The following is a 12,881-nucleotide window of genomic DNA, read 5'->3' on the forward strand; positions in this document are numbered from 1 at the left end:
GATGAAAAAACGCGGAGCAGCAGAGGATTCCACTCTGCTGCTCCGCTTGTTCATCTACCCGACAACTGCTTCTGATCGACCGTCAGCGCGAGCGCCCCTGCTGGCGGCGGGCCCGCTCGTCGCCCGGGGCGCCTTCCTCCACGCCGTCGGCCTCCGCGGGGGTGCGGGTGGAGCGCAGAGGGGGGACGCTCTCGGGAACCAGGCCGCAGATGGCGCCGCGCAGCTCGTCGGCACTGGAGAGCGCCAGCGCCGCCATCAGCCGGTCGACGCCCATCCGCAGCAGCCCCGCGTCGGTCTCGTCGGTGCGGATGACCCGGATCTTGTCGACCGGCGTGGGCACCGTGGCCTCGACCGCCGAGGTCAGCTCCTCGTGCAGCTTCTCGCCGGGGCGCAGGCCGCAGAAGGCGATCTGGATGTCGCGGTACGGCTCCAGCCCCGACAGGCGGATCAGGTTCTCGGCCAAGTCGGTGATGCGCACCGGCTCGCCCATGTCGAGCATGGCGATGTGGCCGGCCGTCTCCTCCATGGCCGCGGCCTGCAGCACCAGCTGCACCGCCTCGGGAATGGTCATGAAGTAGCGCGTGACCTCGGGGTGCGTCACGGTGAGCGGCCCCCCCGCGGCCAGCTGGCGCTCGAAGAGCGGCACCACGCTGCCGTCGGAGCCCAGCACGTTGCCGAAGCGCACCGCCCGGAAGGCCGTGCGCGAGCGCGCCAGCCCCGGCCACCCCAGCACCACCCGCTCGGCCACCCGCTTCGTCGCCCCCATCACGCTCGACGGGTTCACCGCCTTGTCGGTGGAGATGAGCACGAACTTGCGGGCGCCGTGGCGCGAGGCGCACTCGGCCACGTTCAGCGTGCCCAGCACGTTGTTGCGCACCGCCTCGACCACGTTCTGCTCCATCAGCGGAACGTGCTTGTAGGCGGCGGCGTGGAACACGTAGTCCGGCCGGTGCTCGGAGAAGACCCGCTCCAGCCGGGCCTCGTCGTTGATGTCGGCCACCACCGGGTACAGCTGGATCTCGCGGTGCGCCTGCGAGATCTCCAGGTGCACGAAGTACAGCGGGCTCTCGGCCTGGTCCACCAGCACCACCCGTCGCGGCGCGAACCCGGCCACCTGCCGCGCCAGCTCGGAGCCGATGGACCCCGCGCCGCCGGTGATGAGCACCACCTTGTCCTGCAGGTCGCTGCGCACCGGTGCGGGGTCCAGCTCCACCGGCTGGCGCCCCAGCAGGTCCTCGATCTTCACGTTGCGGATCTGCCCCAGCTTGGCGCGCCCGTCCATCAGCTCGCGCCATGAGGGGATGATCTTGAACTCCACGTTGGTGGCGATGCACTGCTGCACCAGCCGCTGCATCTCGGCGCGCGTGGCCGAGGGGATGGCGATGACCACCAGGCGCGCGCCGGAGCGCTTCACCACCTTCTGCAGGTCGTCGGTGGGGCCCACCACGGGCACGCCGTGCAGGCTCATCCCGATCTTCCCCGGGTCGTCGTCCACCAGCGCCACGGGGCGCAGCCCGCCGTCGTCGGTGCGGCGGCACTGCCGGATGAGCCGCTCGCCCCCCTCGCCCGCGCCGATGATGACCGCGGGGGTGCCGCTGGCCGCGCCCCAGCCGATCAGCGCGCCCTCGCGCAGCGTGCGCACCACCAGGCGCCCGCCGCCGAACACCATCATCGCCACGCCCCAGTCCAGCAGCAGGATGCTGCGCGGGAAGCCGGCGAGCTGCCCCAGCACGTACAGGCCGGCCAGGAAGATCCCCGAGCTCAGCGTGACCGCCTTCAGCAGCGCCACCAGGTCCGAGATCCCGGCGTGGCGCCACCACCCGCGGTGCAGCCCGAAGCCCAGGAACAGCCCCATCCGGATGGGAAGGAGGTACAGCAGCGTGGCCCAGTACATCGGCCACACCCCGCGGGGGAGGGGGAGGTCGAAGCGCAGCGCGAAGGCCGCCAGGTAGCCCAGGGGAATCAGCAGCAGGTGACCGATGACCGACGCCACGCGCCGCCCCACCACCCCTCGGTTCATCTCCATCACCACGCGTCCTCCCGGGCCTCAGGCGGCGAAGGTGTCGGCCACGTCGCGCACGGCGGCCACCACGTCGGAGACATCGGCATCGCTCATGCCCGCGTGCAGCGGGAGCGAGAGGATGCGCTGGTACTCGCGGTGCGCCACCGGGAAGTCTTCCGGCCGCCAGCCGTACTTGCGGGCGTAGTAGGGGTGCATGTGCACGGGAATGAAGTGCACGCTCACGCCGATGTTGCGCTTCGCCAGCTCCTCGATGAAGCGGTCGCGGCCGATCGACAGCTGGTCCAGCCGCAGCCGCAGCACGTACAGGTGCCAGGCGTGCTCCACGTCGGCGCGGCATGACGGCGGCTCGAGCGCCGGGTGGCTGCAGAAGCCCTCGTGGTACGCCGCCACCACCTCGCGCCGGCGCTGCTGGAAGGCCGCCAGCTTCCGCAGCTGCCACAGCCCCAGCGACGCCTGGATGTCGGTCATGTTGTACTTGAAGCCGGGAAGCACCACCTCGTAGAACCAGCTTCCCCCCTTCTCGTACCGCTTCCACGCGTCGCGGCTCATCCCGTGGAGGCTGACCACGCGCGCGTCGTCGAGGAAGGCGGGGTCGCCGGTCAGCATCCCCCCCTCGCCCGTGGTCAGGTTCTTGGTGGCGTAGAAGCTGAACGCCACCGGGTTGCTCCCCGAACCGATGCGTCGGCCCCGATAGCTGGCCGGCAGCGCGTGCGCCGCGTCTTCCACCACCGCCAGCCCGTGCGCGGCGGCGATCTCGTTCAGCGGGTCCAGGTCGGCCGGGTGCCCCGCGAAGTGCACCGGGAGCAGCGCCTTCGTGCGCGGGGTGACGGCGGCGCGGACCCTCTCGGGCGACACGTTCAGCGTGTCGGGCTCCACGTCGGCCAGCACGGGGGTGGCGCCGGTGTGCTCGATCACGTTCACGCTGGCGGCGAAGGTCACCGGCGTGGTGACCACCTCGTCGCCCGGCCCGATGCCCAGCGCCACGAGCGCGGTGTGCAGCCCGGCGGTGCAGGAGTTCAGCGCCAGCGCGCCGGGGGCGCCCAGGTATTCCGCGAACGCCTGCTCGAAGCGGCGGGTCTTGGGGCCGGTGGTGATCCAGTCGGAACGCAGGGTCTCGACGACTTCGGCGATTTCTTCCTCGCCGATGTTGGGCGGCGAGAAGGGGAGGAACGTGCTTCGCATCTGGCAGGGGCCCGGGAAATGAACGGCGTCGGCTCGGCGTGGAATCTAGCCCGAACGCCGCGAAGGACAAGTCGCGCCCCGTGTTGCGGGCTTCGTGCCACCCCGCCGGCGCCGCGTACGGGGATGACGATGCCCCGGCGGCGCACGTCACCGGCGACGACATTACGCACGGGAACGCCCTCTCCCGTCCGCTCTTCGCGTGCGCGGACCGCCGCGCGGAAGGGCCCGCGGCCGCGGTGCGCCGGCGGCGGCACCGTCTTCGCAAAGGCATCGCCCCCGCCCGCCTCCGCGACAGCCGTGTTGCGCTGCGGCACAGTCCCGCGCCGGACGGGCGGGATGGGGAGACGCATCTTCATCCCGACGGGTCCGCGACGGCTTCTCCACGCGTCCGCCCCTTCGGGTGATCGCGTGCTAAGCGTTGCGGCGCATGCGGGTGGGGCGTGTTGACAGGGCGGGCGCCCCGGTTAGGTTTCCCCGCGCGAACGCCCGGGCGCCGGGCGGCCATGAACCCGGGGGAGAGCGACTTGCGCGGGGCCGGCACCTTCACCATCTCGATCGACACGGAGTTCGCCTGGGGGGTGCGCCACTACGGCGAGCTGGCGCCCGGCCGGCGCGAGGAGATCCGCAGGGAGAGAGAGATCGTGACGCGCCTGCTGGCGCTGTTCTCCCGCTACGACGTGCGCGCCACCTGGGCCGTGGTGGGCCGCCTGCTGGAGCGCGACCCCGGGGTGGCCGAGGCGGAGCTGGACCTGTGGTACACGCCCGACGTGATCGAGGAGATCGCGGCCGCCGTGCCGAGGCAGGAGATCGGCAGCCACAGCTACGCGCACCTGTTCTTCGACGAGGGCGCCGCCCCGCGCGAGGCGGCCGAGGCCGACGTGGCCGCGGCCCGCCGCGTGCACGAGCAGCACGGGCTGGCGTTCGACTCGTGGGTGTTCCCGCGCAGCATCGTGGGGTACCGCGACGTGCTGGCCCGGGCCGGGGTGCGGGTGTACCGCGGCGCGGGGCGCCGCTGGTACTCGGGCCTTCCCGTGCGGCCGGTGCGGCGCGTGCTGAACCTGGGGTCGTTCGCGGTGGGGGCCACGCCGCGCACGGTGCGCCCCAGGGTGGACGAGCTGGGGATGACCGACGTTCCGGACAGCATGCTGCTGTTCGGCCGCGGCGGCGTCCGGCGGCTGGTGCCGCCCCGCAGCCTGGTGCGCATGGCCAGCGCGGGGCTGGAGCGGGCCGCGCGGCGCGGCGAGGTGTTCCACCTGTACTTTCATCCGTCGAACTTCGCGCACGACACCGACACGCAGTTCCGGATCCTGGAGGAGATCCTTGCCCACGCGCAATCCCTCCGGTCCGCCAACCGATTGGAGATCCGAACGATGGGCGAGTTGCATCAGAACACGGGCAGTGCCGGGGTGGCCGACGAGCGGATGATCGAGTTCCGGCGCGCGGCGCTGGAGTTCCACAACGACAACGTGGGCCGCTTCGAGAACCACTACAGGCAGGCGGCCGCCGACCCGTTCACCTCGTCGTTCACCTACGGCCGCCGCCAGCTGGACCGCGAGCTGGACTCGGTGCTCGACACGCTCCCCCAGGGCGCCGCCGTGCTCGACATCGGCTGCGGCACGGGCGAGCACCTGAAGGCCATGCGCGAGCGCGGCCTGACCGTCACCGGGCTGGAGCCGGCGCCCAACATGCGCGCCGCGGCCCAGCGCACCAACCCCGGGGTGCAGATCGTGGACGGGTCGGTGCTGGCGCTTCCCTTCCCCGACAACAGCTTCGACTTCCTGATCGCCACCGAGGTGCTGCGGTACTTCGACCGCAAGGACATCCGCCGCGCCTACGCCGAGATGCTGCGCGTGCTGAAGCCGGGCGGGCGGATGTTCTTCACCATGGTAAACCTGTTCGCGCTGGACATGTTCAACCTGCACTACGCCGTGCGCCGGGTGGCCGCCAAGGCCCTGGGCCGCACCGGCCCGGTGCCCACCGAGTTCGTGACCCCCGGCGAGGTGCGGCGCGAGCTGCTGGAGCTGGGCGCCGGCGACGTGGAGATGCGCGGCCGCGTGTTCGCGCCGGTGCGCATCGCCTACAAGCTGAACCGCGGGCTGGGGCGCATGGTGGGGCGGGCGCTGGACGGCTTCGACCAGAAGGTGTCGGGGAGCCGCTGGCACGTTCCGCTGGCCGGCCACCTGGTGGCCATCGCCCGGAAGTAAAGCGGCGCCGGTGCCCACCTCCACACCCGTGACCCCCGCCCCGCGCGCCGGCGCCCCGCCGGCGCGCGCGTCCGCGTCCGCGCCGGCCACGCGGACGGTGCTGTACTTCATCGCCTATCCGCAGCGGATGGCGGGCGCCAACCGCTCGCTCTTCGAGCTGGTGCGCAACCTTCCCCCCCGCATCCGCCCGTTCGTGGTGATCGCGGGCGAGGGGCAGGTGGCGGACAGCTACCGGCAGGCGGGGATCCCCTGCACGGTGCTGGCCCCCGGGGGGTCGCTGGGCACGTACGGCCGCGGGCTGATGCGCACCTCGCGGCTGCAGCGCATGCGCATCGCCCTTTCCGAGCTCCTTCCCTTCACGCTGAAGCTGCGCCGGCTGATCGTGGAGACCGGGGCCGACCTGGTGCACGTGAACGACCCGCGCGGCGCGCTGATGGCGGGCCCCGCCGCGCACCTTGCGCGGCGCCCCGTGGTCGCCCACGTGCGCGGCGAGATCCCCTTCAGCCGCCTGGCGCGCGGCGCCTTCGTGCACGGCGCCCGGCGGCTGATCACCGTCTCCGAGGGCGTCCGCCGCACCCTTCCCCCGCGGGGGCGCGAGCAGGCGGTCACCGTGTACAACGGAATCCGCGAGCTTCCCCGCCCCGAATCCCCCATCCCCTTCCTGCAGCACCTGCGCGGGCGCGGCGTGACGGTGGTGGCCTGCTTCGCGTCGGTGGTGCCGTTCAAGGGGTTCCACCACCTGCTCCGGGCGGCGGCGCTGCTGCGCGACCGCGGCTGGGCGGAGCGGGTGGCGTTCGTGTGCGTGGGCGACATGGTGGAGGGGTACGAGAAGTACCACGCGTGGCTGGCCGCCCTCGCGGCCGAGCTGGGGGTCGACAACGTGACCTTCACCGGGTGGCAGGCGGACCCGTTCGCGTTCTACGCCTCGGCCGACGTGGCCGTGCTCCCCTCGGTGAGCCACGAGCGCGCGGTCATCGCGGGCGAGGAGGTGGACGTGCGGGGGAACGAGGGGTTTCCGCGCACCCACCTGGAGGCGATGGTCTTCGGCCTCCCGGTGGTGGGCACCCGCATCGCCGGCGTTCCCGAGCAGGTGGAGGAGGGGGTGACGGGGCTGGTGTGCGAGCCCTCGGACCCCGCGGGGCTGGCCGGCGCGCTGGAGGTGCTGCTGCGCTCCCCCGAGCTGCGCCGGAAGATGGGCGAGGCCGGGCGCGAGCGGGTGCACCGGCTGTTCTCCACCCGCGCGTACGTGGACGGGGTGATGGCCGTGTACGACGGGATCCGGTGATGGGCGCGCCGCCCGCCCGTCCCGACGAGGGCGCGCCCGTCGCGCCGCCGCCGCGGGGTGCCTGGCCGGCCGCCAAGCGCGCGATCGACGTGGCCGGCTCGGCGGTGCTGCTGGCGGGGCTCTCGCCGCTGCTGGCGGTGCTGGCGGTGGCGGTGCGGGTGGAGGGCGGCGGGCCGGTGTTCTACCGCCAGGAGCGGCTGGGGCAGGGCGGGCGCACCTTCCGCATGTTCAAGTTCCGCACGATGCGCCCGGGAAGCGACCGGGCCATGGAGCTGAACCCCGACGGCTCGGTGCGCACCTCGGACCAGGACCCGCGCATCACCCGCGTGGGGCGCGTCCTGCGCCGGCTGAGCCTGGACGAGCTGCCGCAGCTGCTGAACGTGCTGCTGGGCCACATGAGCCTGGTGGGCCCCCGCCCCGACCTTCCCTTCCACGCGCAGTACTACGGACCGCGCGAGCGCGCCAAGCTGGCCGTGCGCCCGGGGATCACCGGGCTGGCGCAGGTCTCCGGGCGCAACGCGCTTCCCTGGCCCGAGCGGCTGCAGCTGGACGCGGAGTACGTGGAGCGCTTCTCCCCGGGGATGGACCTGCGCATCGTGGGGCGTACGCTACGGAACGTCGTCCGCCAGGAGGGGATCTACGCCCACACGTCCACGCCCGGCGACGGACGCAAGTGACGGCCGATCTCCGCGCACTCGCGCCGGGCGATCTTCCCGCGATCGCGTCGGGGATCGAGCGCTGGGCCAGCGAGCACCCGGACCGCGCGGCGGGGCTCTCCGCGGCGGCGCAGGCGGAGCTGGCGCTGGCCTCGCTCGCCGCGGATGCGGAGGCGGGCGCCCGCCTCCTGCTGGCGGGGGATGCGGACGCCGGCACGGTGTGCGGATGGACGCCGCTGCCGTGGGACAGCGAGGTGCTCGGCGTCCCCTCCGCGCGCGTTTCCGTCCTCTCCTGGGGCGGGTGGGACGATGCGGGGGCGATGCGGATCGGCGCGGTGGTCGGAGGCGCGGTGCGCGAGGCGGACGCCTCCGGCGCGCGCCTCCTGGTCCTCCGCGCCGATGCGCGCGACGCCCGCGCCGTCCCCGCGCTGGAGGATGCGGGGTTCCGCCTGGCCGACACCCTCGTCACCTTCGCCACGCAGCGGCTGGAGGCGCCGGAGGATGCCGCGCGCGGCGTGGATGCGGCGGAGGAGCGGGACCTGGACGCGCTGCGGCGGATCGCGCGGGGCTTCCGCACCGGTCACTTCCACGCGGATCCGCGGATCCCGTCCGCGCGGGCGGAGGATGTCTACGTCCGCTGGATCGAGAACTCGCTGGCGGGGCGGGCCGACGCGGTGCTGGTCGGGCGGGACGAGCGGGACGCGGTGGAGGGATTCATCACCTGCCGCATGGACCGCCGCCGGAGCGCCTCGCTCCCGCGCCCGCACGGGGTGATCGAGCTGGTGGCGGCGGACGCAGCGGCGCAGGGGCGCGGCGTCGGCGGGCGGCTGGTGGCCGCAGCGCTGCGCTGGTTCGCCGCGCAGGGCGCCGGCTCGGCCGAGGTGGGGACGCAGATCGACAACCTGGGCGCGGTGCGGCTGTACGAGCGCTCCGGCTTCCGCATCGCCGGCTTCAGCCACACCTTCCATCGCTGGTCGCCCTGAGGAACTCATACCGAATCCGGGAATTCAGTTCGAGAATCCGCGCCGCATCAACCCGACGTCATCCTGAGGCCGACCACACCGTAACCAGTATCTATACAAGAGGTTGCAGGCCGAAGGATCTATCGGCGCGGCAGCACGTGATTCGGCGAGATGCACGGATTCTTTCGCCGGATTGTTATCATTCACGCAGAGGACCGGAGCTGCGCGAGCCGGCCCCCCTCACCGGCTGAAGCCGCAGCAACAACTACGGGAAGCCTCGCAAACCGCGCGAGGCTGTTCGGCTCGGCAACGGTTTCGGCTCCCGAGGACGCCCTCCCTTTCATCCATCTGGGTCGCGCGAGGCGCGTGTTCGACTCTGCCTGAGACGATTACGATTCTTTTCAAACGCGAAGAGCGCGAAAGGGGTGATTTTCCCCTGCCGCGCTCTTTCGTCCATCTACCTGCCGCCTCAGTGCCGTGCGGACGCGTCGGGCGGAGCGAGGCGGTCGTACACCTCCAGCACGGTGCGCATGAAGCGCTCGCGAGAGTGCTCCTGCGCGCGGGCGGCGGCCGTGGCGCCCATCCGCGCGGCCAGCTCGGGGTCGTCCAGCAGGCGCAGCAGCGCGGCGGCCAGCGCGCCGGCGTCCCGCGGCGGCACCAGCAGCCCTGTGCCGCCGTCGATCACCGCCGCGCGCGTCCCAGCGTTCGAGGCGGCTACGACGGGGATCCCCATCGCCCCCGCCTCGAGCAGCACCTGCCCCAGCGCCTCGCGGTACGACGGGAGCGCCAGCACGTCGAACGCCGCCACGGTGGACTGCGGCGCGTCGACCAGCCCGGCGAAGGTCACGGCGCCCTCCAGCCCGTAGCGGGCCACGCGCTCGTGCACCTCGCGCGCAGTTTCCTTGTCGCGCTCGCTGGGGTCCACGCCGCCCACCACCACCAGGTGCGCGTCGCGGCCGGCGGCGCGCACCTCGCGGAACGCCTCCACCAGCTCCAGGATTCCCTTCTCGGCCACCATCCGCCCCACGAACCCCACCACCCGCGCCCCCGGCGGCACCCCCAGCTCCTGGCGGCGCCGCTCGCGCGCGGCCGCGTCGAAGCGGCCGGGGTTCCACGCCTGCAGGTCCAGCCCGCAGCCACCCACCCCCAGGCAGGTCACGCGCTCGGCGGGGTGGCGGCCGCGCTCCACCATGTAGCGCGCGTCCTCGGCCCCCAGCGTGAGCGTCCACCCGGTGGACGGCGCCAGCATCCGCTCCAGCCGTGGGTACAGCCACAGCAGCAGCGGGTCGGCGCGCCCGCCCAGCCCGTCGGTGAAGAAGGTGCCGCGGGCGTGGTGCAGCACCGGGGTGCCGGTGGCCCGCGCCGCCAGGCGCCCCAGCAGCGAGGGGATGGGCCCGTGCAGGTGCACCACGTCGTACCGCCCGCGCCGCAGCACGCCCACCAGGCGCGCCAGCGTGGCCAGGTGCCGGGCGGACCCCATCTTCCGCGAGAACTCCACGGGGATGTAGCCCACCCCGGTCCCCTCCAGCTCCGCCACGTGGGGGCCGCGCCCGCAGGCGATGTCGACCTCCCACCCATCCCGCACCAGGGCACGGGCGATGGGAAGCATCTGCCGGGGGATGGCCAGCGAGAGCGTGGCCACGTGCAGTGCCCGGCGCGGCCGAGCCGGCGCCGCGGCCGCCTCCGCGGGCGCGGAGCGCGCCGGCGCCCGCGTGCTCACCCGCCCACCACCCCGGCCCGCTCCCGCCGCTCCGCGGGTGACGCGTCGCCGCGGGCGCCCGGCGCCGTCATCCACACGTACATCTGCTGGCGGCCGCCCACGCGCTGGATGCCGCGCAGCACCGCCCGCTTGGCGCTCCGCAGCAGCGACCGCCGGGCCGGCGGCGAGCCGCGCATCCCGGGAATCGCCCGCTGCTCCACGCCGGCGAAGCCCGCGTTGCGTGCCAGCAGGTCCATCGACTCGCGGGTGAAGAACTGGATGTGCGCGGGCGCCTGCAGCACCGAGCCCGCCAGCCGCCGCGGGGCCAGGCCCACCACCCGGAACGCCCACGCCCCCACCGTGGGCACCTTCATCACCAGCACCCCGCCCGGCGCCAGCAGCTCGCGGGCGCGGCGCGCGAAGGCGGTGGGATCGGGAAGGTGCTCCAGCACGTCCCACATGGTCACCGCCTGGAACGGGCCCGGGAGGTCGGCGCTGAGGAAGTCGCCCGAGACGGCGTCCAGCCCGCGCGCGCGGCAGAGCTCCGCCGCCGCGGGAGAGAGGTCGATGCCGAAGGGGCGATACCCCGCCTCGGCGGCGGCGGCCAGGAACTCGCCGTTGCCGCATCCCACGTCCAGCACCGCGCCCCCGGCGGGCACGCGGGGGACGAAGTCCTGCGCGATGCGCTCGCGCACCGAGCGCTGGAACACCGGATCGTCGCGGAACCCCGAGTAGTCGTGGTGATACAGGTCGCCCAGCGCCTCGGCCTCTTCCCGGCCGCCGTGCCCGAAGTGGTGCCCGCAGGCGCGGCACCCGGCGAAGGTCCACCCGTCCAGCCCGAAGTAGCGCTTCAGCGCCGCGCCCCCGCACACCGGGCAGCGCGCGTCGTTGGCTTCGCTCATCCCGCCCGTCCTCCCATGCCCGCCACCGCCACCTGCACGCCGGAAGCGCGCGCCGGCACGTCCAGCCGGTCGTGCGGCGACAGCGTCCGGTCGATGAAGATCCGCATCCACAGCTCCAGAAGAAGGAGGAGCCAGATCCGGCTCCCGTGCTCCTCGCGCCCGCTCCGGTGCGCGTCCAGCAGCGCGCGCACCGCGTCGGGGCGGAAGAATCCCCGCGACGCCGCCGCGTCGTCCAGCAGCACCCCGGCGGCCGCGCGCCCCAGCGGCCCACGCAGCCACGCGCCCACCGGCACCGCGAAGCCCTGCTTGCGCCGGTAGATCCCCTCGCGGGGAACGTAGCGCGCGGCCAGGCGCTTCAGCAGGTGCTTGGGCTCCCACCCGGCCAGCTTCACCCCCGCGGGGATGCGCGCGGCCAGCTCCATCAGCGCGGGGTCCAGCAGCGGACTGCGCAGCTCCAGCCCGTACGCCATGCTGGCCACGTCGGCCTTGGCCAGCATCAGGTCCGGAAGGACGGTGGCGATCTCGGCCGCCAGCACCCGGTCGGCGTCCGTCGGCCCGTCCGCCCGCGCGAAGGCGTCCAGCCAGTGCGCGTCCGCATCGCCCGCGGGGAGACGGCGGGCGAAATCCGGCTCCAGCAAGCCGTCCAGCCGGCCCCGGAAGCCGCGCTCGGCCAGCGGATCGAACACCCACTCCAGCCGCGCCCCCCGCGCCGGCTCCGCCAGCCGCCGCAGCCGCCGGGCGGCCCGCGCGGCCGCGCCCCCGGCGCGCTCCGCCGCGCGCAGCGCGCCCGGGAGCGCGCCCCGGCGGAGCGCCGACGGCACCACGCGCATGTAGGTGGACGCGGCGCGCGCCAGCAGCGGCCCCGGGTACCCCGCGAAGAGCTCGTCCCCGCCATCCCCCGTGAGCGCCACGGTCACGTGCTCGCGCGCCGCCTGCGACAGGTACATGGTCGGCAGCGTGGCCGCGTCTCCGAACGGCTCCCCCGCCGCGTACACCAGCCAGGGGAGGACGGCGGCCGCGTCGGCGCGGACCATGTGCTCGTGGTGGTCGGTGCCCAGGTGGCGGGCCACGCGGCGCGCGTGCTCCAGCTCGCTGAACCCCGCCTCCTCGAACCCCGCGGAGATGGTGGTCACCTTCCCCGGCGAGAGCTCGGCCATCACCCCCGCCACCAGGCTGGAGTCCACCCCGCCGCTCAGGAAGGCGCCGATCGGCACGTCGGCCACCAGCCGGCGCCCCACCGCCGCGCGCACCTCGCCGTCGATCGCCCCCAGCCACTCCTCTTCCGAGCGCCGCTCCTGCCGGGCGAAGCTCAGGCTCCAGTAAGAGTGGATCGACAAAGTGCCGCCGCGGAACTCGGCGCGGTGCGCGGGGGGAAGCTTGCGGACGCCCTCCACGAAGCTCCCCTCGCCGGGGACGCACAGGTAGTGGAGGAAGTCGCGCACGGCGCCCGGGCGCACCTCGGGCGCCGCCGGGAGCAGCTCCAGCAGCGCGGGAAGGGTGGAGGCGAAGGCCAGCCCGCCGCCGTCCTCGGCGTAGTACAGCGGCTTCTTCCCCACGCGGTCGCGGGCGAGGTGAAGGACGCCGCGCGCGTCGTCCCACAGCGCCAGGGCGAACATCCCCGACGCGCGGCGCAGCAGCCCTTCGATCCCCCACTCCTCGTAGCCGTGGACCACCACCTCGGTGTCGCTGTGCGAGCGGAAGCGGTGGCGCCCCTCCAGCTGCCGGCGCAGCTCCTGGAAGTTGTAGATCTCGCCGTTGAAGACCACGCGCACCGTGCCGTCCTCGTTCGCCATGGGCTGGCGCGCGTCGTCCGACAGGTCGATGACCGAAAGGCGGCGGTGCCCCAGCATGGCCGCGGGGCCGCACCACTCGCCCAGCTGGTCCGGCCCGCGGTGCTCGAGAGCCTCCGTCGACGCGCGCAGCCGCGCCGGCTCGGGGCGCCCCACGCGCCCGCAGATCCCGCACATG

General features: G+C 73.9%; 8 protein-coding genes and 1 pseudogene. 4 read left to right on the forward strand and 5 right to left on the reverse strand.

Annotated elements, in window-relative coordinates; translation table 11 throughout:
- Window positions 1-82 precede the first annotated feature (82 nt).
- Complete coding sequence (locus tag VLK66_RS23405; protein ID WP_325311914.1) at window positions 83-2,026, reverse strand: nucleoside-diphosphate sugar epimerase/dehydratase; 1,944 nt, start codon at window positions 2,024-2,026, stop codon at window positions 83-85.
- Window positions 2,027-2,047: 21 nt separating this feature from the next.
- Complete coding sequence (locus VLK66_RS23410) at window positions 2,048-3,205, reverse strand: DegT/DnrJ/EryC1/StrS aminotransferase family protein (protein ID WP_325311915.1); 1,158 nt, start codon at window positions 3,203-3,205, stop codon at window positions 2,048-2,050.
- 503 nt (window positions 3,206-3,708) lie between these two features.
- On the opposite strand from VLK66_RS23410, the pseudogene VLK66_RS23415 reads away from it, so the two are divergent.
- The 4 genes and pseudogenes from VLK66_RS23415 to VLK66_RS23430 form a co-directional block, all read left to right on the forward strand.
- Window positions 3,709-5,094, forward strand: a pseudogene (locus VLK66_RS23415) (methyltransferase domain-containing protein); the annotation flags it as partial.
- A gap of 325 nt (window positions 5,095-5,419) precedes the next feature.
- A complete protein-coding gene (locus VLK66_RS23420; protein WP_325311917.1) occupies window positions 5,420-6,694 on the forward strand; it encodes a glycosyltransferase family 4 protein in 1,275 nt (424 codons plus the stop codon).
- Window positions 6,694-7,371, forward strand: coding sequence for a sugar transferase (locus tag VLK66_RS23425; protein ID WP_325311918.1), 678 nt, complete (start codon window positions 6,694-6,696; stop codon window positions 7,369-7,371). Before VLK66_RS23420 ends, VLK66_RS23425 begins: the two co-directional genes overlap by 1 nt.
- Window positions 7,368-8,333, forward strand: a complete 966-nt coding sequence (locus tag VLK66_RS23430) for a GNAT family N-acetyltransferase (RefSeq protein WP_325311919.1) — start codon at window positions 7,368-7,370, stop codon at window positions 8,331-8,333. The genes VLK66_RS23425 and VLK66_RS23430 overlap by 4 nt, the downstream gene beginning before the upstream one ends.
- Window positions 8,334-8,781: 448 nt before the next feature.
- Here VLK66_RS23430 and VLK66_RS23435 read toward each other — a convergent pair whose 3' ends face one another.
- Genes VLK66_RS23435 through asnB form a run of 3 tightly spaced genes read right to left on the reverse strand, consistent with a single transcriptional unit; the run spans window position 8,782 to window position 12,880 of the window.
- A complete protein-coding gene (locus VLK66_RS23435; protein ID WP_325311920.1) occupies window positions 8,782-10,032 on the reverse strand; it encodes a glycosyltransferase in 1,251 nt (416 codons plus the stop codon).
- Complete coding sequence (locus VLK66_RS23440) at window positions 10,029-10,913, reverse strand: class I SAM-dependent methyltransferase (RefSeq protein WP_325311921.1); 885 nt, start codon at window positions 10,911-10,913, stop codon at window positions 10,029-10,031. The genes VLK66_RS23435 and VLK66_RS23440 overlap by 4 nt, the downstream gene beginning before the upstream one ends.
- Window positions 10,910-12,880 carry an asparagine synthase (glutamine-hydrolyzing) gene (gene asnB / locus VLK66_RS23445; protein ID WP_325311922.1) on the reverse strand — a complete coding sequence of 657 codons (1,971 nt, stop codon included), beginning with the start codon at window positions 12,878-12,880 and terminating at the stop codon, window positions 10,910-10,912. Before asnB ends, VLK66_RS23440 begins: the two co-directional genes overlap by 4 nt.
- Window position 12,881: the final 1 nt, after the last annotated feature.

The sequence above is a fragment of the Longimicrobium sp. genome (assembly GCF_035474595.1).
Lineage (GTDB): Bacteria > Gemmatimonadota > Gemmatimonadetes > Longimicrobiales > Longimicrobiaceae > Longimicrobium.

Coding starts and splice junctions, on each gene's coding strand:
- VLK66_RS23405 (WP_325311914.1), bottom strand. CDS start 2,026: ATGGAGATGAACCGAGGGGTGGTGGGGCGGCGCGTGGCGTCGGTCATC.
- VLK66_RS23410 (WP_325311915.1), bottom strand. CDS start 3,205: ATGCGAAGCACGTTCCTCCCCTTCTCGCCGCCCAACATCGGCGAGGAA.
- VLK66_RS23425 (WP_325311918.1), top strand. CDS start 6,694: ATGGGCGCGCCGCCCGCCCGTCCCGACGAGGGCGCGCCCGTCGCGCCG.
- VLK66_RS23440 (WP_325311921.1), bottom strand. CDS start 10,913: ATGAGCGAAGCCAACGACGCGCGCTGCCCGGTGTGCGGGGGCGCGGCG.
- asnB (WP_325311922.1), bottom strand. CDS start 12,880: ATGTGCGGGATCTGCGGGCGCGTGGGGCGCCCCGAGCCGGCGCGGCTG.